Source organism: Nocardia goodfellowii, assembly GCF_017875645.1.
GTDB classification, from domain to species: domain Bacteria; phylum Actinomycetota; class Actinomycetes; order Mycobacteriales; family Mycobacteriaceae; genus Nocardia; species Nocardia goodfellowii.
Map to the genome: position 1 here is coordinate 495794 of NZ_JAGGMR010000001.1, position 26174 is coordinate 521967.

8 protein-coding genes are annotated in these 26174 nt (G+C 69.3%); 3 read left to right on the forward strand and 5 right to left on the reverse strand.

The window, feature by feature from the left end:
• Positions 1–17: 17 nt before the first annotated feature.
• The 3 genes from BJ987_RS01990 to BJ987_RS02005 all read right to left on the reverse strand — a co-directional run bounded on the left by BJ987_RS01990 (position 18) and on the right by BJ987_RS02005 (position 11511).
• Positions 18–9548 carry a non-ribosomal peptide synthetase gene (locus BJ987_RS01990; RefSeq protein WP_245365769.1) on the reverse strand — a complete coding sequence of 3177 codons (9531 nt, stop codon included), beginning with the start codon at positions 9546–9548 and terminating at the stop codon, positions 18–20.
• A 93-nt stretch (positions 9549–9641) separates the two neighbouring features.
• Positions 9642–10625, reverse strand: a complete 984-nt coding sequence (locus BJ987_RS02000) for a helix-turn-helix domain-containing protein (protein WP_209884122.1) — start codon at positions 10623–10625, stop codon at positions 9642–9644.
• Positions 10626–10686: 61 nt separating this feature from the next.
• Positions 10687–11511, reverse strand: coding sequence for a M23 family metallopeptidase (locus BJ987_RS02005; RefSeq protein WP_209884124.1), 825 nt, complete (start codon positions 11509–11511; stop codon positions 10687–10689).
• 245 nt (positions 11512–11756) lie between these two features.
• On the opposite strand from BJ987_RS02005, the gene BJ987_RS02010 reads away from it, so the two are divergent.
• Both BJ987_RS02010 and BJ987_RS02015 read left to right on the forward strand, forming a co-directional pair.
• The gene (locus BJ987_RS02010) at positions 11757–12785 is read left to right on the forward strand and encodes an NAD(P)H-dependent flavin oxidoreductase (protein WP_209884126.1); all 1029 of its coding nucleotides are present in this window, start codon (positions 11757–11759) and stop codon (positions 12783–12785) included.
• Between the two features lie 21 nt (positions 12786–12806).
• Positions 12807–13499 (forward strand): esterase/lipase family protein, encoded by a 693-nt coding sequence (locus BJ987_RS02015; RefSeq protein ID WP_209884128.1) that lies wholly within the window; start codon positions 12807–12809, stop codon positions 13497–13499.
• A 25-nt stretch (positions 13500–13524) separates the two neighbouring features.
• On the opposite strand, the gene BJ987_RS02020 is transcribed toward BJ987_RS02015, so the two are convergent.
• On the reverse strand, positions 13525–15162 hold the full coding sequence (locus BJ987_RS02020; RefSeq protein WP_209884129.1) for a long-chain fatty acid--CoA ligase: 1638 nt from the start codon (positions 15160–15162) through the stop codon (positions 13525–13527).
• A gap of 266 nt (positions 15163–15428) precedes the next feature.
• Between BJ987_RS02020 and BJ987_RS02025 the strand changes: the two genes are divergently transcribed.
• Entirely contained in the window at positions 15429–16571 is a 1143-nt protein-coding gene (locus tag BJ987_RS02025; protein WP_209884131.1) for an acyl-CoA dehydrogenase family protein, read from the forward strand.
• A gap of 22 nt (positions 16572–16593) precedes the next feature.
• Here the strand turns inward: BJ987_RS02025 and BJ987_RS02030 are convergent, their stop codons facing one another.
• Positions 16594–26112, reverse strand: a complete 9519-nt coding sequence (locus tag BJ987_RS02030) for a non-ribosomal peptide synthetase (RefSeq protein ID WP_209884134.1) — start codon at positions 26110–26112, stop codon at positions 16594–16596.
• Positions 26113–26174: the final 62 nt, after the last annotated feature.

The window sequence follows — 26174 nt, forward strand, 5'->3', positions numbered from 1 at the left end:
CCGTCGCCGGTGTGCCGTCAGCCGATCCGGGACGGCGCCTCGAGCCCCAGCAACTCCGCCAACGGCAGCACCGGGATCGGCGCCGTGGCGTCGCCGTCGGTCAGCACCGCCGCCCGCAGATCCGCCGCCACGCCGAAGTCCACCCCGGACAGCCCGCGCAGATCGGTCACCAGATGGGTCACCCACTCCTCGGCCAGCAGCCCGGTCAGATCAGCCGCCGGAGCGGCGACCACGAGGGCCGCGCCCTGCCCGCCCGCGGCGACGAGCTCGATCAGCCCGCCCGCGGACACCGGATCCGAGGTGGCGAAGGTCCGGGACTCGTAGGTGAGGCCCGCGCGAAGGGCGAATCGGTCGGCGGCCGCGGCCAGCTGGTCGTAGGTCAGCGTGTGGTCCGCGGTGCGCAGCGCCGGATCGCCGCCGCGCAGGGTGCGCAACCGCGTCGCGTAGGTGACCGGGCGGGTGGACTGGGCGTCGAGCTCGGCGCCCAGGGCGGGGTCGTCGAGCGTCAGCCAGTCCACCCGGTCGGACGCTTCCGGTGTCCGCCGGGATGGCGACGCCGAACTGGTGAGGCCGAGCATCAGGTTCAGGCCCACCGGCTGGTCCCCGGGTAGCAGCGCGGCACCCGCTTTGAGCACCGCCCAGCTCGCCACCATCGCCTCCACTCCGCGCGGTAAGCGCAGCGCGACGCCGGTGCCCGGACCGCAGCCATGGGCGATGAGCAGCCGCGCCAGCTGCGAGGAGCGCGCGTCCAGTTGCCGATAGGTGAGGACCTGGTCGCCCCAGACCAGCGCGGGGCTCTCCGGGTCGTCTTCCACCGCGGCGGTCAGCGACTGCGCCAGCGCCGCGCCGGCTGTGCCGGTGGTCTCGGCGGTCGCCACCTGGGCGGCTTGCACGACCGGTTCCGGATCCGGTGTCACCTCGTCCAGCAGGTCGATCGCACCGACGGCGATCTCCGGGTCGGCGGCCACCACGGTCAGGATCCGCTCGAAGCTGCGGCCGAAGGCCTTGATCGTCGACTCGTCGAAAAGATCGATCGCATAACTCAATACGACGTTCAACTCACCGGAGGCGCGCGGGTCGACGATCACCTGCAGATCGAACTCGGCGGCGAGCGCGCCGGTGTCGAGGCCGGAGATCGTGAGTCCGGGCAGGGTCAGCGTCGGCGCCTCGGCGTTGTCGAACGACAACGCCACCTGGAACAGCGGGTCGGGTGCGGAACGACCGGCCGCGACCTCCTCGACCACCCGCTCGAACGGCACATCGGCGTTGCCGAAGGCCGACAGATCGGCTTCGCGCGCCTGCTCGACCAGATCGTCGAAGGAAGCCTCGCTGTCGACGGTGATGCGCAATGCCAGGGTGTTGGCGAACATGCCGACCAGATCTTCGAGTGCCCGTTCCCCGCGTCCGGCGACAGCGGTGCCGATGGCGATATCGGAATTGCCGGACATGCGCGCCAGCAGCACCGCGAGCGCCGCGTGCACCACCATGAACAGCGTCGAATTGTGTTCGTGGGCAAGCTCGTCGAGATTGCGGTGCACCTCGGCGGGCAAGCTGATCCGAATCGACGCGCTGCGCCGCGACGGCACCGGCGGCCGCGGGCGATCCAGCGGCAGCGCCGGCGCTCCGGTCGATCCCGCCAGGCGATCCCGCCAGTAGGCGACTTGCTTTGCCGCCGCCGAGGTTTCGTCGTCCTCGGTGCCGATCGCGGTCCGTTGCCACAGCGCGAAGTCGGCGTACTGCACTTCCAGCGGCACCCAGGCGGGCGAACGACCCTCGACACGGGAGACATAGGCGGTCACCAGGTCACGAACGAGCGGCGCCATCGATAGTCGATCCACCGAAATGCCATGCGCCACAATAACGAGAAGATGCTCCTCGGGGTTGTCGGCCGAGTTCAGCAACACCGCGCGCAGCGGGGGCGCGGTGGTGACATCGAATCCGCGCGACATCATGTCGGTGATGTGCGCGATCGGGTTCGTGGTCGTTTCCATATCCAGCCCGCCCGGCAATGCCTCGGCGACCGACACAATCTCCTGATACGGCACCCCGTCCGGCCCGATGGCCGGATAGCGGGTGCGCAGCACCTCATGCCGCTCCAGCACGTCGGCGACGGCATAACGCAGCGCGGACACGTCGAGCACGCCGGTGAGCCGGATCGCCAGCGGCAGGTTGGCGACGGGTGCGGCCGGATCGAGCTGGTTGCGAGCCCACACCGGCTGCTGCACCAGCGACAACGGAATTCGGGCGGGCCGCTCACCCCGGGCGAGCGGCGGCCGGGTGGACGCCCCCAGGGCAACGCGGGCGGCCAGTGCCGCGACCGTCGAGGCCTGGAACAGTTCCCGCACCGCGAGATTCGCGTCCAGAGCCGCGTTGATCCGGGCCACCGCGCGGGTCGCCAACTGCGAATTTCCGCCCAGGGCAAAGAAATCGTCGTCCAGGCCGATCTCCGCGCGGTGCAACAGGGTCGCGAAGACTTCCGCGACGGCCAGTTCGATCGGCGAGGAAGGAGCACGGAAGGTCGCGCCCGCGAATTCCGCCGCGGGCAGTGCCTTTCGGTCCAACTTTCCGTTCGGAGTGAGCGGCAGCGCGTCCAGCACCACGATGGCGTCCGGCACCATGTAGGCGGTGAGGAATTCCGCGGCCCGAGTACGCAATTCGTTCGGATCGAGCTGAGTGTCTTTGTCCGGCACCGCGTATCCGACGATCCGGTCACCCGCATGCTCGTCGGCGCTGACCAGCACCACCGCCTGGCGCACACCCGGGCAGCGCAGCAGCGCCGACTCGATCTCACCGAGTTCGATGCGGAACCCGTGCAACTGCACCTGCTGGTCACTGCGCCCGGCGTACTCGAGGTTCGCGCGGCCGCCGAGCCCGACCCACCGGCCCACGTCACCGGTCCGGTACATCCGCGAACCGGGTTCGCCGAACGGATTCGCCACGAAACGGGTCGCGGTGAGCCCCGGGCTGCCGAGGTAGCCGCGGGCGAGCTGCTTACCGGCGACATTGATCTCACCCGCGACACCGACCGGCGCGGGGTGCAGTCGCTCCTCGATGACGTATGCGTGCAGTCCTGGCAACGCCCGGCCGATCACGCTGGCCGCGTCGTCGACCATCTGCGCGTTCAGCGCCAGGAACGTCACGTGCACCGTGGCCTCGGTGAGGCCGTACATATTGACCAGCCACGGCGCGTCCATCGGATGCCGTTCGTACCAGCGCTTCAACTGACGCAGGTCCAGCGCCTCGCCGCCGAAGACGACGTAACGCAAGGGCAGGTCGGCCGCGGACGGCGCGGTCCGATCCGCTTCGGCCAGTTGATAGAACGCCGACGGTGTCTGGTTCAGCACCGTGACCTGTTCCCGAATGAGCAACTCACGGAACGACTCCGGCGAGCGGGCGGTGTGGTGGTCGACCACGACGACGGTGCCGCCGTTGGCCAGCGCACACCACAGTTCCCACACCGAGAAGTCGAAGGCGACCGAGTGGAACAACGTCCACACGTCGGTTTCGTCGAAGTCGAACAGGAGCTGGGTGTTGGCGAACAGCTCCACCACGGCGCGGTGCGGGACTCCGACACCCTTGGGCACGCCCGTCGACCCCGAGGTGTACATGACGTACGCCAAATTGTCCGGGCGCAGCGGCGCGAACCGATCCCGGTCCGTGACGGGGCCGTCCGGCCGGTCACCGGTCCGCTCCAGCAGCAACACCGGCTGGGACGGCCGCCACCCCCAGGTTCCGATCACGTCGGCCGTGGTCAGGAGGGCGGCGGGCGCGGCGTCGGAGAGCATGAAATCCAGGCGCTGCGCCGGGTAGGTGGTGTCGATCGGAAGGTAGCCGGCACCGGTGAGCAATACCGCGAGCAAACCGACCGGCAGCTCCTCGGTGCGCGGAAGCGCCACGGCGACAATCGTTTCCGGGCCGGCGCCGTGGGCGATCAGCGCCCGTGCCGCCCGGTTCGCCCGGCGCTGCAATTCGGCGAAGGTCAGCGCGACGTCCCCGCAGCGCACCGCGATCGCGTCCGGGCGGCGGCGCGCCTGTGCCGCAACGAGATCCACCAGGGTGACCTCGGGGATGGCGGCGCCCTGGGTGTTCCACTCGCGCAACACCAACGCCCGCTCCCCCGGAGCGAGCAGGTCGACATCACCGACCACAGCCGTGGTGTCGGTGGTGAGCGCGGACAATATCCGACGGAAGCGATCCGCGAAATCCGCCACGGTGGGCTCGTCGAACAGATCGGTGGCGTACCGGAAGGTGAGCGAAAGGCCCTGCGGTGAACCGTCTTCGGCGAGTTCCTCGACCAGTTCCAGCTGTAGGTCGTACTTCGCCAGCGGCACCGTGGGTGCCGTGCCCGCCACGCTCAGTTCGGGCAGTTCGAGCTGGGTGCGCGCCATGTTCTGCCCCACGAGCAGCACCTGGAACAGCGGGTGCCGGGCCGTGGAGCGCACCGGATCCAGTGCTTGCACCAGCCACTCGAACGGCAGGTCTACGTGCTCCAAGGCTTCGAGATCGGTTCTGCGGACCTGGGCGAGCAGGTCCGCGAAGCTGATCCCCGGGTCGATCTCGGTGCGCAAGACCAGGGTGTTGACGAACATGCCGATCAGCTCGTCGAGCCCGTCCGCGTTCCGGCCCGGGACCAGCGTGCCGATGACGATGTCGCGGGTGCCCGACAGCCGGGACAGCAGCACCGCCAGTGCGGTGTGCGCCACCATGAACAAAGTCGAGTCAGTGTGCGAAGCAACCGTTTTCAGGGCGTCGTGCAATTCGGCGTCGACCGTGGTCTGGAACGTCGCCCCCCGGTTCGACGCGACGGCGGGCCGCGGCCGGTCGGCGGGCAGATTCAATTGCTCTGGCAGTGCGGCCAATTGACGCTGCCAGTACGCGCTCTGCGTGCTCAGCAACGATTCCGGATCATCCTGCGAGCCCAGCAGCTCACGTTGCCAAATGGTGTAGTCGGCGTACTGGAGCCCCGGCATCGGCCGATCCGGCCGCCCGCCGCGGACGCGCTCCGCATAGGCGGACATCAGATCCCTGATCAGCAGATCCATCGAGAAACTGTCACCGGCGATGTGGTGGACGACGCACACCAGCACATGCTCGTGATCACGCAACCGCAACAGTTGCACCCGAATCGGCGGCTTCACAGTGACGTCGAACTTGGTCATCGCCACCCGGGTGACGAACCCCGCAACCTGCTCCGGCGTCGAATCCAGCGTCGGCAGCGGCGGCACCGCCCGCGGATCGGTCAGCGGCAGCACAACCTGCACCCCGCCGCCGTCGACCTCCGGATAAACCGTCCGCAACACCTCGTGCCGCTGCACCAGATCCCGCATCGCCGACTGCAACGCCACCACATCCAGCCGCCCGGACAACCGGACCGCCACCGGAACATTGTCGACCGCCGAAGACGGTTCGAACCGATTCCGAAACCACATGCGCTCCTGCGCATAAGACAACGGCACCACCGCAGGCCGCTGCACCGAATGCAGCACGCGCCGCGCGGGACGGGCCGTTTGACCCGGCGCTGCGGCGAGGTCATCCTCGGGCATACCCGTCCGCGGTGACGCCGATTCAGGCAGCGTTCCGTCGGACAACGCCTCCTCTGGTGACGCGTCCGTCCGCGACACCGGCTCCGGAGACAACGGCTGGGGCGGTGCCGCATGCCGTGACGCCGACTCAGGGACTGCACGCTCAGACTCCGACCGGCCCGGGAACGCCGACTCGGATGACAACGGATCCGAGGATGTCAGGTGCTGCGACGGGGACTCAGGCACTGCACTCTCAGACCCTGTCCGGCCCGGCAACGCCGACTCCGACGACAACGGCTCCGACGGTGTCGCGTGCCGCGACGCCGACTCAGGCACCGCTCTGTCAGCCCCCGTCCGGCCTGGCAACGCCGACTCCGACGACAACGGTTGCGACGCTGCCCGGTGCTGCGAGACTGAATCGGGCACCGCTCGGTCGGGCAACGCCCGATCCGGCGACGCCGTCTGCCGCGACGCGGACTCAGGCGGGACACCCTCGAAACCCGCCCGCCCCGGCAACGCCGACTCGGATGACAACGAATCCGACTGTGCCGCGTGCCGCGACGCCGGCTCAGGCAGCGCCCGCTCACGCACTGCCTGCTCCGGCGAGGCCGACTCCGATGACAACGAATCCGACTGTGCCGCATGCCAGTACGGCGACTCAGGCACTGCTTCCTCAGACCTCGACCGCTCCGGCAATGCCGACTCGGACGTTAGGGGTTCCGGCGGTGCCACGTGCCGCGACGCCGACTCGCGCAGTACGTCCACACGCTTCGCCTGCTCCGGCAACGTCATCCGCTGCCGCGCTGTCTCCGACGACACTCGCTCGGGCGTTGCCGTCTCTCGCGACACTGCCCCCGGTAGCGCGTCCTCCGGCGACGGCCGCTCCGGCGACGCCGAATCCCATGCCGCCGACTCAGGCCCTATCGACTCCGACAACGGCGGCCCGAACGGTTGTCCCTCGCCCCACTCCGACTCGCTTACTTCCGGCTCGGGCAAGGACTGCTCGGCCGGAGCCACGTGCCGCGACGCCGAATCAGGCCCTACCGACTCAGGCGACAATCGATCGGGCGGCGCTACACGCCGCGACGCCCACTCGGGCTGCGCCCCTTCGGGCAATGATCGCTCGGGGCGTTCCACCCGACGAGGCACTGACTCGGGCAACGACCGCTCGGAAAGATGCTCCTGCCACCCCGACTCGCTCGACTCCGGCAACGACCGGTCAGACGGTGCCACGTGCTGCGGGGCACGCTCGAGTTGTGCTTCCTCCGGGCGTGGGATCTGCTGCCGTGACGACTCAGGATCTGCCGGTGCGAATGGCGGCGCGAGTGGTGCGGCAGCCCGCGATGCCGGGTCAGCAAGCGTCGCATGAGGTTCCGGTCGCTCAGGCAATCCCTTCTGGTGCCGTGCCGACTCGGACGACGTGGGCTGGGTGGGTGCCGCGTGCCGGGGCGGCGCCTCAGGCAATGACCATTGCGGCGCTGCCGACTCGGGCAACGCAGATTCGCTCGGTCTCGACTCCGGTAATGGCCGATCGGACGGTGGTATCTCCCGCGAGGACTGCGGCGGCAGCTCACCGAATCTCGGTCGCTGTGGCAATGCCGGCTCTGGCGACTCCGGCTCGGACAACGACCGGTCGGACGGTGCCGTCTTCGGCGACGCGGACTCGGGCACTGCTGAATCCGTCAACGATGGCTCGGATGGTGCCGCGTGCCGCGACGCCGAATCGGGCAATGTCGGTTCAGGCAGCGGCCGTTTCGGCGTCGAGTCCCGAGACGCCCACTCGGGGGCTGTCGTCCCGGGCGACGGCCGCTCGGCCGATGCCGCCTCGGCCGATGCCCACTCGCGGCGCACTGCTCGAGGCAATGGTCGCTGCGGGCGGCCCATCGGCCGTGGCACCGGCCCAGGTACCGCCGACTCGGGCAATGACGGCTCGGACGGTGCCGCATGCTGTGGGGTGGAACCAGGCGGCAGCTGCTCGGACGCCGGTCGTTCCGGCAACGCCGGACCACGCAACGCGGAATTCGGCGATGACGACTGGGGCAAGGACGGCTCGGACGGCGCCCGGTGCCGCGACGCCGAATCACGCAGTGCTGGTTCAGGCGACTGCTGCTCCGGCGCTGCGGTCTCCCGCGGCGCAGACTCGGGCGCTGCCGGATTCCGCGACGCCGGAGCACGCAGGGTCTGCTCAGACGCCGGTCGTTCCGACGATGCGGTCTCCGGCAACCCCGGCTCGGGCGTCGACAACTTGGGCAACGACGACTTGGGCGGTGCCAGATGCTGCGGTGCCGAATCAGGCAATACCTGCTCCGGCGCTGCAATCTCCTGTGACGACGGCTCATGTCCTGCCGACTCGGACAACCGTGGCTCGAATCCCGCTGACTCGGTCAGCGCCGAATCGGACGATGCCACATGCCGCGACGCCGACTGGCCCCCGGACGACGCGCTGAACGACCGCTCGGGCGCGGTCGCGTGCTGCGGCGGCGGCTCAGGCAGCGTCCGCTCCGGCGAACTCGATTGATCCAAAGCCCGCTCTGGCGAACTCGTGTCACGCAATGCCCGCTCCGGCAACCCCCGCTCACGCAACGCGGGCTCCAGCAACCCCGGCTCATCCGAGATCCGCTCCGGCGACCCCGACTGACCCAACGCCCGCTCCCGCGAGCTCGTCTCACCCAACGTCCGCTCCGGCAACCCCGGTTCGCGCAACGCCCGCTCCAGCAGGGCGGCCCGGTCCAATTTGCCGAGTGGGTCCGGTGCGGTCTTGTCGAGTGGTGATGTCGACGCCTCGGCGGCGGGGGGTTGCGCGGGGATGAGGACGCCGTCGGTGGTGCGGCGTACCAGTTTTCCGGTGCGGTAGAGGCGGGTTCCGGGGGTGTCGGTTTTCGCGCCGAAGGGGTTGGCTATGAAGCGGTCGGAGGTGGGGGCGGGGTCGCGGAAGTAGCCCTGGGCGAGGGCTGGGCCGGAGAGGTAGAGCTCACCGGTGGCGTCGGTGGGGACGGGGCGTAGTCGGGGGTCGAGTACGAATGCGTCGATGCCGGGGATCGGGGTGCCGAGGGTGATCGGGTCGGCGGTGCGGATGGGTGGGGTGCTGGTGGCGAGGGTGGTGGTTTCGGTGGGGCCGTAGCAGTGGTAGAGGTCGCGGGTGGGGGCGGTCCAGCGGGTCAGCAGGTCCGGATCGAGGGTGTCGCCGGTGACGACTACGACCTGGAGGTCGGGGAGGTCCGCGGGGTCGATGGAGGTCAGCGTGCGCGGGGTGCTCAGAAGGTGGGTCACCTGTTCGGCGCGGAGCAGGTCGGTCAGTTCGGGTCCGCCGGATATCGACGGCGGGGACACCACCAGCGTCGCGCCTGCCGAGCAGGCGAGCAGCAGTTCCAGCACCGACACGTCGGCGTTCGGCGAATGACCGTGCAAGACCCGGGAATCGGCGGTGACGCGATAGTGGGCGGAGGCGGCGACCAGCCCGGCCAGGCCGGTGTGCGTGACCACCACGCCCTTCGGCTCATCGGTGTAGATGGCGTACGCCGGGTGCCGTTCGTCGAGCGAGCGCACGCGCTCGGCCTCGGTGATCGGATGCTCCGGGCGGTCCAGAATCCGCTGCGCCACCACCGGATCGTCGAGCTCGATCCAGTAGATGTCCGAGCCGAGGGCGCGCCGATGCCGCGAGGTGGTGACTCCGATCGTTGCGCCGCAGTCCCGCACGATGTGCGCGACCCACTCCGTCGGATCAGCCGGGTCGACGGGCACGTAGGCGGCGCCGGTTTTCGCGATCGCCCACACCGCGAGAACGGATTCGACACCGCGCGCGACGCCGAGGGCCACCATGTCACCGGGGCCGAGACCGCGCGCGATCAGCTCCCGGGCCAGCCGCGAAGAGTCCGCGTCCAGTTGGCGGTAGGTGAATTCCTCGGCTCCGGCTCGCACGGCCACCGCGTCGGCGGCGGCTGCCACGGCGGCGGTGAGCAGGTGATCGAAGGTGAGGCGGGCCGCCCCGGGATGGGCACTACGACCGGAACGATGGGTGATATCCATTCGGGTGTAAGCACCTCTCGCGTCTAGCTCGGCCGCATGGCCGTTCATCTCATCGACCGCTCGGCCCCGATGCGGTCCGGGCCATCATAAGTCTCAGAGCCAGCCGCGCCGGGTGGCCTGCACTCCGGCCTGGAACCGGGTGCTCGCGCCCAGCCGTTCCAACAGCCGCGCGGTGCGCCGCACCACGGTGCGGCGGGACATGCCGAGCCGGCGGGCGATGGTGTCGTCGGTGGCACCCAGGCCCATCAGGGTGAGGATCGCTTTGTCGCGTTCGTCGAGTTCCTCGGCGGAGGGATTGACCGAGATCGGCGCGGCCAGCGACCACAGGACGTCGAAGGTTTTGATCATCAAGCGCAACGCGGGCGAGCCGGAGACTCTGATGCCCATCGGATCCGGTCTGCGTTCGTCGGCGTGCAGGACCAGGATGCCGCGCTCGTCGTCGACGACGATCATCTTGAACGGCGGTTCCGGCAGCGTACGGGCCTGCGCCCCACTGGCATTGGTGGCCAGCGCGTGACGTAGTCGTTCCGCGTCCTGATAGATGGTGTCCTGGTACAGCGTCTGGTAGCGGATGCCCTCGGCGAGGCGGGCCCGTTTCAGCTGGAACTGGCGCTGTTCGCGTTCGGAATCGCTGAGGTAGGGCCCGCGTTCGATGAGCTTCACCGAAGCTCGTGCGGCGGACTGGATTTCCTCGAAGTCGGCCAGCATCTCGACCCGCTCGAACACCGGCACGATAGCGCCGTTGCTGCGCGGGGAGCGCCGCACCGAACGGAAGGTTTCGCTGAGTCGTGCCGCGGCGGCGTGCATCTGGCTGATCTCGTGCTGACGGCGGCGCGCCTCGGATTCCGAGAGTGATTCCGGCGCATGCGCATCCCAGACGGGCGCGCCGTCGCCGTTGGAAAGCTGTACCGCGGCTTGCAGTTCGCACAGCACCTTCAGCGAGGCGGCCGCGGACTCCTCCGAAACATCCAGATAGCGGGCGATATCGGCCAACTCGGAGCGCGGATGATGCACCAGCACGGCGTAGGTACGTCCGTGCGGAGAATCCGGTTCGAAGATATCGCCCAGCTCGGTCACGACAGGAGCCTAACCAGCGTCCTGCCGCTCTGTAGGCGAGATGTCGAGCTGGGCAACGAGATCAGTGCTTGGACGGGCCCCACTGCATCGGCACGCCCTTGGCGGCCAGATACGGCAGGGGATCGATTTTCGCGCCGCCCTGGTCCCAGATTTCCAGGTGCAGGTGCGGGCCGCTGGAGTTGCCGCGGTTGCCGACCGAGGCGATGACATCGCCCGCCCGCACCCGCTGGCCCTCGTGCACGAACATGTCGTTGACGTGGCCGTAGACCGCGGTGGTGCCGTCGTCCTGCAGCACCCGCACCCAGAGGCCGAAGCCCGATGCCGGGCCGGCCTCGATGACGGTGCCGCTGCTGACGGAGTGGATCGGGGCGCCGAGATGGTCGGCGAAGTCGACACCGTAATGCATGGTGCCCCAGCGGGCGCCGTAGCCGGAGCTGATCTGGCCGGCTACCGGGCGCACCGCGGTGGCCGGGGCGACCTGCTGCTGCACACCTTTGAGGACCTCTTCGACCTGGGACAGCGGGCCCGCGATCTCCGGCGGCAGGTTCTGGATGCCGAACGGCTGCGCCACGGGGGCGGCGACCTGGGCCGCGACCGGAGTGGGCTCGGGCGCGACATCGGCCACCGGGGTGGCGAACTTGGCCTGGGTGGCGGAGATGTCGCCGGCGCCCTTGAAGGTGATGGGCTCGGCGGCCTTGTCGTCGCTGTCGTGATGCGGCGACAACGGCGCGGCCAGGGCCGGTGCGACCTGAGTTGCGGTGCCGACCAGGGCGCCCGCGGCGACCGCGAAGGTGGCGACGCGCTTGACGCGCTCGGTCGAGGCCGACTCGGCGCGATGCCGGGTGGGGCGCTCGGAGACCGCAACCTGATCGCCCAGAAGGCTCATGACGGTGATGGAACTGGGGCCAACCCGGTGCTGCGACAAAGCTTCGTCCTAGCGTCCGACCTACAGGGAGAACGGAGGTCCGAAATTTGTAACGTTTCGGCTTCCGTTGTGACGGGAACTCTACCCTGTCGTGACCATTCCGCAACCTTCTCTTATGTTTACGCTGGTCGCGGGCAGGTAAAGGGTCCAGATTTCGGTAACGTCCCACCGTTATCCGTGACCTCGGCAGTGCCAGACTGGATCTCGTGATCCTCGATGAGTTGCAGACGCCGATCGTGCTCGCGCCCATGGCGGGTGGCCCTTCCACACCGGAGTTGACCGCGGCCGTGTCCGAGGCGGGCGGCCTCGGACTGCTCGCCGCCGGATATCTCGGCACCGCGGAGACCGCCGCTCGGATCGAGCAGACCCGCGCGCTCACCGGCAAGCCGTTCGGCGTGAATCTCTTCGCGGCGGGCGCGCCCACTCCCCCGGCCGAATTCGCCGGCTATCTGGACGCGTTGGCGACCGGGCACGAACTCGGCGCACCGAAGTACGACGGCGACGCCTGGGACGCGAAGATCGATCTGCTTGTCGCGGCACCTGTTCCGGTGGTCACATGTACCTTCGGCTGCTTCACCGCGGACGAGGCCGCCCGGTTGCATGCCGTCGGCTCGGAGGTGTGGGTGACGGTGACCTCGGTGGCCGAAGCGACCGTGGCCGCCGAAGCGGGTGCGGACGTGCTCGTCGCCCAGGGAGCCGAGGCCGGCGGTCATCGCGCGACCTTCACCGATCGGGTCGCCGACGATGTGGTGGATCCGATCGGGTTGCTGTCCCTGCTCCAATTGCTGTCCGCCGCCGTGGATCTCCCGCTGGTGGCGACCGGCGGAATCACCACGGGCGCGGGTCTCGCCGGGGTGCTGGCCGCCGGCGCACGCGCGGCGCAATTGGGCACTGTCTTCTTGCGCTGCCCGGAAGCCGGTACCAATCCGGTGCACAAGGGCGCGCTGGGTTCGCCGGCCCCGACCATGCTCACCCGGGCGTTCACCGGGCGACGCGCCCGCGGCATCCGCAATCGCTTCATGCTGGAGCACACCGACGCGCCCGCCGCGTACCCGGAGATCCATTACGCGACCGCCCCATTGCGCGCCGCCGCGCGCGCCGCCGGGGACGCCGAAGAGGTGAACCTCTGGGCCGGGCAGACCCACTCGCTCGCGCCCGAGTTGCCCGCCGGTGAACTGGTCACGCGGCTGACCACGGAAGCGAAAACCGCTCTGCACAAGGCTCTTTCACGCTGAATCCAGGGAGGCAGGTCCACCATGACGACTGCGGATCGACGCGCTACCGAAGGTGACACCCGGCGGAGCGGGCGGTTACCGGTCATCGTGCTCGCCTTACTGATCGCCCTGGGCCTCAGCACTCCGGCCCACGCGGACGTGGGCCGCGAGCCGGTGCTTCTCATGCACGGCTGGCAGGGCTCGACTACGCAGTTCGCGGCTATGCGGACCGCGTTGGAGCAGGACGGTTTCCCGGTCTACGTGGTGGATCTGCCCGGCGAGGAGAACCTCGCCAACGCCCAGGCGATCGCCCGGGTCGTCGAACGGGCCCGGCAGGAGCACGGCGACCGCCAGGTCGCTCTCGTCGGCCACAGTATGGGCGGGCTGTCCGCACGGCACTACCTGAAATTCCTGGGCGGCACCAAGCACACCCGCCACTACATCTCGATGGGCACCGCGCAGCGCGGCTACGCCCCGGCCTGCCTGCTGCCGCCCGCCGACGGTGGCCAACTGTGCCCGCTGAACAGCTTCATCATCCAACTGAACAGCGGTGACCCGACCCCGCCGCCGGTCACCTACACCTTCCTGAACAGCTCGCTCGACGCCACCCGCAACGACACCATCGGCGGAAACTGGTGCCGCGCGGAGATTCCCGGCGTGGAGCATGCCGACGAACCCGCAGACCCCCGCTTCATCGCGGCCGTCCGGCACGCGCTCGACGGAGGCTGCGGATGATTCGGCTACCCGTTCACCGTGCGGCTCAGGACAATTCGGTGACTTGCAGCTCGCCCTCGGCGTACTGAGCGCGCAGGCGCTTCTTGTCGAACTTGCCGACGCTGGTCTTGGGCACCTCGGGGATGAAGGTCCAGCGTTCGGGGAGTTGCCATTTGGCGAACTTGTCGGCGAGGAAGTCGCGGAGTTCCGCCGGCTCGGCCTCGGCGCCTTCCTTCAGGACGATGGCGACCAGGGGCCGTTCGTCCCACTTCTCGTCCGGGACGCCGATGACGGCGGATTCGGCGACCGCCGGATGGCCCATGACGGCGTTCTCCAGATCGACCGAGGAGATCCACTCACCGCCGGACTTGATGACGTCCTTGGAGCGGTCCACCAGGGTGAGGTAGCCGTTCGGGGTGATCTTGCCGACGTCGCCGGTGCGCAGCCAGCCGTCGTCGAACTTGTCCGGGTCCACCACCGCACCATCCGGGGAGTAGTAGGAACCGGTGATCCAGGGACCGCGAACCTCCAACTCGCCCAGCGCTTCTCCGTCGTTCGGGACGACACTGCCGTCGTCGGCGACCAGGCGGGCCTGGACGCTCGCGGGGAAGCGACCCTGGGTGTAGCGGTAGGACCATTCCTCGTCGCCGCTGACGCCGACCGGGGGGTGGGAGACGGAGCCGAGCGGCGACGTCTCGGTCATGCCCCAGGCGTGCAGCACCTTCACTCCGTGCTGTTCCTCGAAGGCGTGCATCATCGCGGGCGGGACGGCCGAACCGCCGACCACGACGGTGCGCAGGTGTGAGATGTCCTGCGGTGCGGCCGCGAGCTGGGCGAGCACGCCGCCCCAGATGGTCGGGACCGCGGCGGCGAAGGTCGGCTGCTCGGCCGCCATCATCTCCAGCAGCGGTCCGGGCTGCAGGAAGCGGTCGGGCATCAGGACATTCGCGCCCGACATCAGGGCGGCGTAGGGCAGGCCCCAGGCGTTGGCGTGGAACATCGGCACGATCGCGAGCACGTTGTCCGCGCCGCTGAAACCCATGCTGCTGGGCTGGCAGACCTGCATGGCGTGCAGCCAGTTCGAGCGGTGCGAGTAGACGACGCCCTTCGGGTCGCCGGTGGTGCCGGAGGTGTAGCACATCGCGGCCGCGGAACGCTCGTCGATCACCGGGAAATCGAAGGAATCCGATTGCGCGGCAAGCAGTTCGGTGTAGGAGTGCACCTGGACGCCTTCAGGCGCGGACAGGGCGGAGGCGTCGCCGTTGGCGACGATGACGTGGCGCACCGTCTTCAGGTTCGGCAGGTACTGGGCGAACATCGGCACCAGCGTGCCGTCCACGATGACGACCTGGTCTTCGGCGTGGTTCGCCACGTAGACCAGCTGCTCCGGGAAGAGCCGGATGTTCAGCGCGTGCAGCACCGCGCCCATCGCGGGCACGCCGATGTAGGCGACCAGGTGCTCGTTGTTGTTCCACATGAAGGTGCCGACCCGGTCGCCCTCGCCGATTCCCAAGCCGCGCAACGCATTGGCCAGGCGGGCGGCCTCGGCGCCCAATTCCCGGTAGGTCATGGTGCGCACACCGGTCCCGGTCCAGGTCGACACCGTGCTGTCGCCCTGGAAGGTGGACGCGTACTTCAGCAGCGTCGCCAGCGACAGTTGTTCGTCCTGCATGGTGCTCAACATCGGGGTACTCCTCTTTTCCTGCCGGTGGCCGAAGAGAGCCACGTCACATCCGGGGATGCTACCCAAAGGTAGTCACGGCGGAATCCCGGTGGCCCGAAATCTGAAACTGCGGAGCATCAAATATGTATCCGCTGGTCATAGCGATTCGACATCGGCAACCGCCGAGCCGCGACGGCAAGCCGGATGCGCCGGGCCGGGACGCAGCGCGGGCCTCCGGGAGGCGCGGTCCTGTCGGCGGCGACGGACCGGCCGGGTAGAACAGGGGCATGCCTGTTGATCGGATGCTGCCCACCCCCGAGGCTCGCGACCTCATCGAGCTCACCCGCGATATCGCCGACAAGGTGCTGGAGCCGCGGGTGGTCGAGTGCGAGAAGACCGGAACCTTCCCCGAGGGGGTCTTCCCCGCGCTCGGCGCCGCCGGGCTGCTGAGCCTGCCCTACCCCGAGGAATTCGGCGGCGGCGCACAGCCCTACGAGGTGTACCTGCAGGTGCTCGAGGAACTGGCGAGCCGCTGGGCCGCCGTCGCGGTCGCGGTCAGCGTGCACAGCCTGTCCTGCCACCCGCTGTTCACCTTCGGCACCGACGCGCAGCAACAGCAGTGGCTGCACACCATGCTTTCCGGTGAAACCATCGGCGCCTACAGCCTTTCCGAGCCGCACGCCGGTTCCGACGCCGCCGCCCTGCGCTGCCGGGCCACCAAAACCGACGACGGCTACCGCATCACCGGCTCGAAGGCCTGGATCACCAACGGCGGCCGCGCCGACTTCTACACCCTGTTCGCGCGCACCGGCGAAGGCTCCCGCGGCATCTCCTGCTTTCTGGTCCCCAAAGACACCGCGGGCCTGAGCTTCGGCAAGCCTGAGGAGAAGATGGGCCTGCGCGGGATCCCCACCACCACCGCCGCCTACGACGACGCCCTGCTCCCGGCCGAACGCCTGATCGGCGCGGAGGGCCAAGGTCTTTCGATCGCCTTCAGCGCCTTGGACTCCGGTCGCCTCGGCATCGCCGCCGTCGCCACCGGTCTCGCCCAGCGCGCGCTGGACGACGCCGTCGCCTACGCCAAGGAACGCGAAGCCTTCGGCCGGCACATCATCGACCATCAGGGCCTCGGCTTCGTCCTCGCCGACATGGCCGCCGCCGTCGACTCCGCCCGCGCCACCTACCTCGACGCCGCTCGCCGCCGCGACGCCGGCCTGCCGTACTCCCGCCAGGCCAGCGTCGCGAAACTCGTCGCCACCGACGCCGCCATGAAGGTCACCACGGACGCGGTCCAGGTCTTCGGCGGCTACGGCTACACCCAGGACTTCCCCGTCGAGCGCTACATGCGGGAAGCGAAGGTCATGCAGATCTTCGAGGGCACCAACCAGATTCAGCGTCTGGTCATCGCCCGCGGACTCGCCGCGGGCTGAGTTCCGGGTCCGGCGGTTCGGGTCAGCGGGCCGCCCCGACCTCGTCGAGTTGCTCGCCCAGCGGAGCCGGGAAGAAGCCGACCTCGACGTAGTAGTCGAAGTAGCGGGCCAGGATTTCCGGGCCCACCGTGGGCATGGTGTATTCCACTTCGCTTTCGTGCGGGGCCGGGTGCTCCTCGACGGTGCCCGGATCCTCCTCGGCCCGATCGGCCGCGGCGGCGCCCTCACCGGCGTAATTGATGATGAGGGCCGCTGCCCGGATCAGGGGCTCGTCACCGGTGGCGATCGCGTGCTCGGCGGCTTCGGCGACCGCCTGCACGAACTCCCTGGGCTCGACCATGGATACCGGGTAGCCGCGCCGCCGTGCCTCCGCGGTGACGGTCTCCCAGACGCCCTCGCTCGTACCGGTGAGGAAGTGCACGGCGTGCTCCGGATCCGGTTCACCGGAGAGCCGGATCAGCTCGGCGGCGACGTGGTCGACCGGCGCCATCGGCTGTTCGATGACACCGAAGTCCGGCCACACCCCGAGAACCAGCATGGCGCGGATCATCGTCATCGCGGCGTCGTCGACCGGGGCCGCGCCGGTGCGGGAATCGCCGGTAAGCAGGCCCGGTCGATAGATCGTGGCCGGGATACCACGGTCCAGGGCGGCCCAGACCAGCTGTTCGCCAACCCATTTGGAGAGTGCGTAGCCCTCCATCCCGATCGGTACCCCGCCCTCCTGCGGAGTGCCCTCCAGCACGGACACCGTCGACACATAGTGCAGCGGTTTGATCCGGGTGGTGGTCGCCAACCGCAGCACCTCGACGGTGCCGCCGACGTTCGCCGCCCGCATTCGCGAATACGGTTCGATGTGGTTGACCTGAGCGCCGTTGTGGTAGATCACGTCGATCCGCTCCGCCAGCATCGCGAACCGAGCCGGTTCGAGGCCGAGCCGCGGGCGGGCCAGGTCGCCGGTGACCGCGACGATCCGGTCGCGGTAAGGCTCCAGATCGACCCGATACTGTCGTGCCACCGCGTCGATTCGGGCCGCACCGGCGGCGTCGTCGGTGGCGCGGACCAGGCAGTAGACGGTCGCGGTCGTCCGTTCGAGCAACTCACGCAGCAGGAAGCTGCCCAGGAAGCCCGTGGCCCCGGTGATCAGGATGGATTCCGGCGCACCCGCGCGCGGCGCGGCGCAACCGGCGACGCTGATGGCGGCGTCCAGCACCGTATCGGCCATGGGGTCGGAGCCGTCGGAGGCTTCGGCTCGGTCGCCGTCGCGCAACGCGATGGCCAGCGCGCCGACACTCGAGTGCGCGAACAGCATCTTGATCGAGACCGGCCGGCCGAGTTCGGCGGTGAGCGCCGCGCAAGCCCGGATACCCAGCAGCGAATTGCCGCCCAGCTCATAGAAATCGTCGTCCAAGCCGACCTGTTCGGCATCGAGCACGGCGGCGAAGACCTTGGCGATGGCCTGCTCCTCCGGGGTGCTGGGTGCCCGGTATTCCCGCGCGACGGCCAGCGGAGCCGGCAGCGCCGCCCGGTCGAGTTTGCCGTGCGCACTGACCGGGATCTTGTCGAGCACCACGAAGGCCGCGGGCACCATGTAGGTGGGCAATTGCCGCGCCGCCGCCGATTTCACGTCCTCGATCGAGATCACGGCGCCGGGGGCCGGCACCAGATAGGCGACCAGCTGTTCGCCCAGGCGCTCGTCGGCGCGCACTATCACGGTCGCCTGTGCCACCGATTCGACGCCGGCGAGCGCGGCCTCGATCTCGCCCAGTTCGATCCGCTGGCCCCGCAGCTTCACCTGGAAGTCGGTGCGGCCCAGGTACTCCAGCTCACCGGCGGCGGTCCAGCGCACCAGATCGCCGGTGCGATACATCCGCTCGCCCGCGACGAACGGATCGGCGACGAAGCGATCCGACGTCAGATCCGGACGCCCCACGTATCCGCGCGCCAGTTGCACACCGCCGAGATACAGCTCACCGACCACGCCGACCGGCACCAGCCGCAGCCGCGCGTCCAGTGCGTAACCGCGCGTGTTCAACAGCGGGCGGCCGATCGGCACCGACACCACGTCGTCGTCGACCACCTCGTGGAAGGTGGCGTGCACCGTGGCCTCGGTGGGGCCGTACAGGTTGTGCAGGGCGGAGCCGGTCAGCTCACGCAACTGCTGGGCGGGCTTGGGCGCCAAGGCTTCGCCGACCGCGATCACGTGGCGCAACGAGGTGCATCGGGCCACCGTCGGCTCGCCCACGAACACCGCCAGCATCGAGGGCACGAAATTGCCCATCGTCACGCCCTCGGCGGTGATCACCTCCGCCAGATACACCGGATCCTGGTGCCCGTCCGGTCGGGCGATCACCAGCCGCGCACCGATCTGCAAGGGCAGGAAGAACTCCCACAGCGAGACGTCGAAGGTCGCCGGGGTCTTCAGCAGCATCACGTCATCGGCCGTCAACTCGTACTCGGTGCGCAGCCACACCAGGTGGTTCACGATCGCCGCGTGCGACACCCCGACGCCCTTCGGGCGGCCCGTCGAGCCCGAGGTGAACAGGACGTAGGCCGTGTTCGCGGAGCGCAGCGGCGCGATCCGGTCCGCGTCGGTCACCAGTGCGGCCGAGTATCCGGACAGGTCCAGCGAGTCCAGATCGACGAGCTGGTGTCCGCCCTCCGCCGCGGCGGCCGCGACATCGGCGATATCGGTCGCGGTGGTCAGGACACAGACCGGGTCCGCGGTCGCCAGGACGTACGCGGTGCGTTCGGCCGGATGGTCCGGGTCCAGCGGCACATAGCCACCGCCCGCCACCGTGATCGCGTAGATCCCGATCACCAGGTCCAGCGAGCGGCGCATGCCCAGCGAGACCAGCCGGTCCGGCCCGACGCCCAGCGAAATCAGATGCCGCGCAAGCTGATTCACCCGTGCCGCGAATTCGGCGTAGGTCAGGGACTCGCCCTCGAAGCTCACCGCGACCGCGTCGGGCGTGCGCTCCACCTGCGCCTGGAACAGCGCTGCCAGGTTCGCTGACGCGTCGATCGGGGCGATGGCGCCGGTGCCCGCCCGCAGCAGAGCGTTTCGCTCGGCCGGGGCCAGCAGATCGACATCGCCGACCACGGCCCGCGGATCGGCGGCCACCGCCGCCAGCACCCGGCCGAACTGTTCGGCGAGTGCCGCGATGGTCGCCTCGTCGAAGATGTCGGTCGCGTAGCCGAAGCCGACCGACAGCTCACCGAAGGTGCGATCGGCGTGCACCACGGGGGCGACGCCGATACTCAGGTCGAACTTCGCCGCGAAGGCGCCGTCGTGCTCGCCCGCGATGGTCAGTCCCGGCAGTTCGAGGTGCACGGGTTCGGTGTTCTGGAACGCCAGCAACACCTGGAACAGCGGATTCTGATTGCGACCCCGGTGCGGGGCGACCTCGTCCACGATCCGTTCGAACGGGAGGTCGGCGTTGTCCAGGGCGGCCAGGTCGATCTCACGGATCCGGTCGACCAGGGTGTCGAAACCGAGGGCGCTGTCCACCTCGGTGCGCAATGTCAGGGTGTTGACGAACATACCCACGAGGTCGTCCAGCGCGCGGGCGCCGCGGCCCGCGACCGGCGTGCCGATCGCCACGTCGGTGCGCCCGCACACTCGGGCCAGCAGCACGGCGAGCGCCGCGTGCACCACCATGAACAGCGTCGCGTTCCGTTCCCGCGCAAGATGATCCAGTGCGCGGTGCACCTCCGCGGGCACCATGAGCGTGGTCACCGCGCCCCGCGCCGACGGCGTCGGCGGATGCGGGCGATCCTGCGGCAGGCCCGGCAACGCGGACAGTCCGGCCAGCTGTTCCCGCCAGTAAGCCAATTGGCTTGCGGCAAGCGAATTCTCGTCGTTCTCGTCACCGAGAACGCGGCGCTGCCACAGGGCGTAGTCCGCGTACTGGACTTCCAGCGGGGCCCACCCGGGGGTAGCGCCGGTGCTGCGCGCGATGTAGGCCGTCATCAGGTCGCGTGCCAGCGGCGGGACCGAGGAGCCGTCGCCGGTGATGTGGTGGATCACCATCGCGAACACATGATCCCGCGCACCGGACGGGTCGACCGCCGCACTGGTGAACAGGGCCGCGCGCAGCGGAACCTCCTGTGTCACATCGAATCCGCGGGACATCAGCGTGGTGGCGTCGGCCAGCGGATCGACGGTCGAGTGCACCTGCAGTCCACCCGGCATCGCCGCCGCGGCGGACAGGATCTCCTGGTAGGGCAGACCGGTGGCGGCATCGACGGGGTACCGGGTGCGCAGCGACTCGTGCCGCTCCAGCACGTCTTCGACGGCCGCACTCAGCGCCCGCACATCCAAGTCGCCGGTGAGCCGCAGCCCCAGCGGAATGTTGTAGGCGGGCGATTCGGTATCGAGCTGATTCAGCGTCCACATCCGCTGCTGAGCCAGCGACAGCGGCACCCGGCCGGGCCGCTCCTGCGGGACCAGTTTGGGCCGTAGCGCACCGGCGGCGCCGGGCACGATCCGTTCCGCGAGCGCGGCGACGGTGGGCGCCTCGAACAGGACGCGCACCGCGATGTTTCCGTCGATGGCCTCGCCGAGACGGGCCGCCGCACGGGCGGCGAGCAGCGAGTTGCCGCCGAGGGCGAAGAAGTCGTCATCCAGCCCGACCCGCTCGACACCGAGCAGGTCGGCGAACACACCGGCCACGATCTCCTGCAGCGGCGTCACCGGCGCACGGAACTCGCGCGCCTCGAACACCGGCTCCGGCAACGCTTTCGGATCCAGCTTGCCGGAGGCGTTGACCGGGAACTCCGCCAGCACCAGCAACGCCGAGGGCACCATGTACGACGGCAGTCGCAGGCCGAGCGCCGCCCGCACCGCCTCCACATCGAGGTCGTCGGCGCCCACCAGGTAGCCGACCAACTGGTCACCGGTGACCGTCGTCACTACCTGCACGATCGCCTGCCGCACCCCGGAGCACGCCAGCAGCGCGGCTTCGATCTCGCCCAGTTCGATGCGCTGACCACGGAATTTCACCTGGAAGTCGGTGCGACCGATGTATTCCAGCGCCCCGGAGGGCTTCCACCGCACCAGGTCACCGGTCCGGTACATCCGTTCGCCCTCGGCGCCGAACGGATCGGCGACGAAACGATCGGCCGTCAGGTCGACGCGTCCGTGGTAGCCGCGTGCCAACTGCGCACCGGCCAAATACAATTCGCCGCGCACACCCACCGGCACCGGCCGCAACGCCGCGTCCAGCACATAGGCCCGGGTATTCCACACCGGACCACCGATCGGCACCGTATTCGGCGGCACCTCGTCCACCCGCCACGAGCTGACGGTAATGGTGACCTCGGTGGGACCGTAGGTGTTGTAGAGCGCCGCGTCCGACACCTCACGGAACGCGCTGACCGTCGCGGGCGCCAAAACCTCGCCACCGGCGAGCACCGCACGCAGCGAACGGCATTCGGCGGCCGAGGCGGCGGTGGCGAACACCGACAGCAGCGACGGCACCATTTCCATCATGGTCACGCCGTATCGACCGATCAGCTGGGCTTGCAGCTTCGGATCGCGGTGGCTGTCGTGCGCGCCGAGAATCAGGCGTCCGCCTGCCATCAAAGGCGTGAACAGCTCCCACACCGACGGGTCGAAGGTGAACGGCGTCCGCTGCAACACCACGTCGGCGTCGTTCAGCCCGAATTCGCCGATCATCCAGCTCATCTGGTTGACCATCGCGGCATGGCTGATCGCCACGCCCTTCGGGCGGCCGGTGGAACCGGAGGTGTAGATCAAGTAGGCGATATTGCCGGGACGCAGCGGCCCGCGCCGCTCCACCGGCGTCAACGGCGCACCGGAATACCCGGCCAGTTCCAGTTCGTCCACCTGCCAGACCGGCGGCGCGCCGGCGGCGTCCGTGGTGTTAATGGTGTCGCGGGCGGTGTCAATGGTGTCGCGGGCGGCGCCGACGCCGTCGCGGCTGGTGGTCAGCACGACGACCGGGCGGGCACTGGCCAGCACATAGTCGATGCGCTCGGCCGGGTGATCCGGATCGACCGGCACATAGGCACCGCCTGCGGCCAGCGTCGCGTACAAGGCGACCAGCATGTCGACCGACCGCCGCATCGACACCGCCACCACGGCGTCCGGGCCGACACCCGCCTCGATCAGCTTGCGCGCCAAACGATTCACCCGCACGGAGAACTCCGCGTAGGTGAGCCGCACCTGTGCGCCCTCGCCCGGATCGAAGATCAGAGCGGTGTCCTCCGGCCGCAACCGGACCTGCGCCTCGAACCGATCCAGCACGGTCACCAGTTCCGGCACGACCTGCTCGGTCCGGTTCCAGTCCCGCAGCACCAGGGCCCGCTCGGCCTCGTCGAGCAGATCGATATCGCGCACCCGCCGTTGCGAATCCTCGGCGATCGACTCCAGCACCCGCAGATAGCGGGCGGCGAAACCGGCGACCGTGTCGGCGTCGAACAGATCTGTGGCGTAAGAGAATTCGGCCTGCAGGCCCACCGCGCCCGGCTCGTCGCCGGCGGCCGCGGCCTCCATGATGTTCAGCGACAGGTCGAACTTTTCGGTGACGTTCTCGAATTCGACGCCGGAAACCTGCAGCCCCGGCAGCTCGAACGTGCCCTCGGGCATGTTCTGGAACGCCAGCATCACCTGGAACAGCGGGTTGCGGCTCATCGAGCGCTCCGGCGCGAGCAGGTCGACGAGACGCTCGAACGGAATGTCGCTGTGCGCGAACGCCTGCAAGTCGATGTCGCGGGTCTCGGCGAGCAACTCGGCGACGGTGACTTCACCGCGCACGTGGGTGCGCAACACCAAGGTGTTGACGAACATGCCGATCAGGTCGTCCAGCGCCGCCTCACCACGACCGGCCACCGGCGTGCCGATGGCGATGTCGTCGGTACCCGACACGCCCGCCAGCATGACGGCCAGCGCGGCGTGCAGCACCATGAACAGCGAACCTTGCTGTTCCCGGGCGACCTCTTGCAGCCGCTGGTGCAGCTTGGCCCCGATCGGGAACACCAGCTGCGCGCCGGCGAACGACTGGGTGATCGAGCGCGGGCGGTCGAACGGCAGGGGTAGCTCGTCCGGAAGCCCGGCCAGCGTGTTCCGCCAGAATTCGGCCTGGGCCGAAAACAGGCTCCGCGCATCATCTTCCGAGCCGAGCACACTGCGCTGCCAGATGCTGAAGTCGGCGTACTGCACCGGTAACGGCGCCCACGCGGGGGCCGCACCGGCGGCCCGCGCGACATAGGCGGTCATCAGATCGGTGGTCAGCGGGCGCAGCGACCAGCCGTCGCCGGCAATGTGGTGCACCACGCACACCAGCACGTGCTCGGTGTCGCTGAGCCGCAACGCGCGCAACCGCAACGGCGGCGCGGCGGTCACATCGAAGGCGCCCGCGAAAGTCTCCACGACCAGCCCGCGCAGCTGCTCCAGATCCGCCGGCACCACCGGCAGGTCCGGCACCGCGCGCGGGTCGTCGACGGGGAGCACCACCTGGTAGCCCTCGCCGTCGACGCCGGGGTAGATGGTGCGCAGCACCTCGTGCCGCGCGACCAGGTCGCGTACCGCCGCGTGCAGCGCGTCCAGATCCAGCGGGCCGGACAGGCGCACCGCCATCGGGATGTTGTCCACCACGCTGTCCGGGTCGAACCGGTTCAGGAACCACATGCGCTGCTGGGCGTAGGACAGTGGGATGCGTTCGGGCCGCGGCATCGGCCGCAACGGCACCTGCTGGGCACTGTCGGCACCGGTCAGCCCGGCGTGCCGCTCCACCAGTGCGGCCAGGTCGGCGACGCCGCTCGCCTCGAAGATCAGGTGCAGCGGTATCCGGGTGCCGAGCGCGGCGCCGAGACGGGCGGCCACCTGGGTGGCCAGCAGCGAATTGCCGCCGAGTTCGAAGAAGTCGTCGTCGGCGCCGACCGGCTCGTCCTCGTCGGGACGCAAGACCGCGGCGAAGACCTCCGCGACGATCTCTTCGGCCCGGGTGGCCGGTGCGCGGAACTCCCGCACCACGAAGACGGGTTCCGGCAGCCGGGCACGGTCCAATTTGCCGACCGGCGTGAGCGGAAGCTCGTCGAGCACCGTGATGGAGGTGGGAACCATGTAGGCGGGCAACGAGGTCGACAGGAACTCCGCCAGCTCGGACGGTTCGAGCACGGCGCCGGGATGCCCCAGCACATAGGACACCAGCGCGGTTGTCCCGGAGGGCAGAGCCTTTCCGAGGGTGACGGCGAAGGCGACGTCCGGATGCGCGGACAGCGCGCTGTCGATCTCGCCCAGCTCGATGCGCAGACCGCGGATCTTCACCTGGAAGTCCGACCGGCCCAGATACTCCAGACTGCCGTCCTCGGTCCGGCGCACCAGATCGCCGGTGCGGTACATCCGCGCACCGGACAGGCCGAGTTCGGCCGCGAACGGGTTGGCCACGAAACGTTCGGCGGTCAGTTCCGGGCGACCCAGATACCCTTGGGCCAGACCCGATCCCGCGATATACAGCTCACCGGCCACGCCGCTGGGCACCATCCGCAAACGCGAATCCAGGATGAGCGGACGGGAGCCCTCGGTGATCCGGCCCAGGGTGACGGGCGCACCGGCGGTCATCGGGCCGGTCGTCACGATCACCGTGGTCTCGGTCGGGCCGTAGGCGTTGAACACCGCCCGATCGGCCGTGGTCCACCGGTCCACCAGCGCGGGCGCCAGGGTGTCACCGGCGCAGATCACGGTCCGCAGATCGGGATAGTCCTGCAGCGGTACCGATTCCAGTGCGCCGGGCGTGATCGTCAGATGGGTGATGCGCTCCTGCTTCAGCAGCGCCGCCAATTCCTCACCGCCGAAGACGGTCGGCGGGACGACCACCAGCGTGGCGCCGGCGACGAAGGTGTGCAGGAATTCGAGGATCGAGAAATCGAAACTCGGTGAGCTCAAATGGGTTACCCGGGAATCGGCCGTGATGCCGTACTGCGCGCCGGCCACCCGCGCGAAACCGTCGCTGGTGACGACGACCGCTTTGGGCCGGCCGGTGGAACCCGAGGTGTAGATGATGTAGGCCGGATGCTGCACGGTCAGCGGGCGCACGCGATCGCCGTACCAGAACGGGTGTGTCGGCCGGGCCGCGACTCGCTGCGCGACCGCCGGATCATCCAGTTCCAGCCATTCGACGCTGTCACCCAGTCCCGGCCGGTGCGCCCCGGTGGTGAGCCCGAGCACGGACCCGGAATCGGCCAGCATGAACTCGATCCGGTCTCTCGGATAGACCGGATCGACGGGCACGAACGCGGCGCCGGTGCGGGCGACCGCCCAGACGGCGAGCACCGATTCGATGCTGCGGGCGATCGCGATCGCGATCATGTCGCCGGGGCCGATGCCGCGATCGATGAGCTCGCGCGCCAGCTGTGCCGAGCGCTCGTCCAGTTGCCGGTAGGTGAGTTCGCGATCCTCGAAGCGGACGGCCACGTTATCCGCGGCCGTTTTCACCGCTGCTGTCAGCAGGTCGCCGAAGAGTGGAACCACCGACCCACGACGACGACCGGAGCGCCCTTCTCGACGCGCGTTCAGCATTCCACTTCCTCACTCTCCGGACGCACCCGTCCGAATAACGGAGCGGGCGGCACGTCTTCCGC

What these genes read in the sequence shown, in the direction of transcription:
- BJ987_RS01990 (WP_245365769.1), bottom strand. Translation starts at nt 9,548, where the DNA reads ATGGATATCACCCATCGTTCCGGTCGTAGTGCCCATCCCGGGGCGGCC.
- BJ987_RS02005 (WP_209884124.1), bottom strand. Translation starts at nt 11,511, where the DNA reads ATGAGCCTTCTGGGCGATCAGGTTGCGGTCTCCGAGCGCCCCACCCGG.
- BJ987_RS02015 (WP_209884128.1), top strand. Translation starts at nt 12,807, where the DNA reads ATGACGACTGCGGATCGACGCGCTACCGAAGGTGACACCCGGCGGAGC.
- BJ987_RS02020 (WP_209884129.1), bottom strand. Translation starts at nt 15,162, where the DNA reads ATGTTGAGCACCATGCAGGACGAACAACTGTCGCTGGCGACGCTGCTG.
- BJ987_RS02025 (WP_209884131.1), top strand. Translation starts at nt 15,429, where the DNA reads ATGCCTGTTGATCGGATGCTGCCCACCCCCGAGGCTCGCGACCTCATC.
- BJ987_RS02030 (WP_209884134.1), bottom strand. Translation starts at nt 26,112, where the DNA reads ATGCTGAACGCGCGTCGAGAAGGGCGCTCCGGTCGTCGTCGTGGGTCG.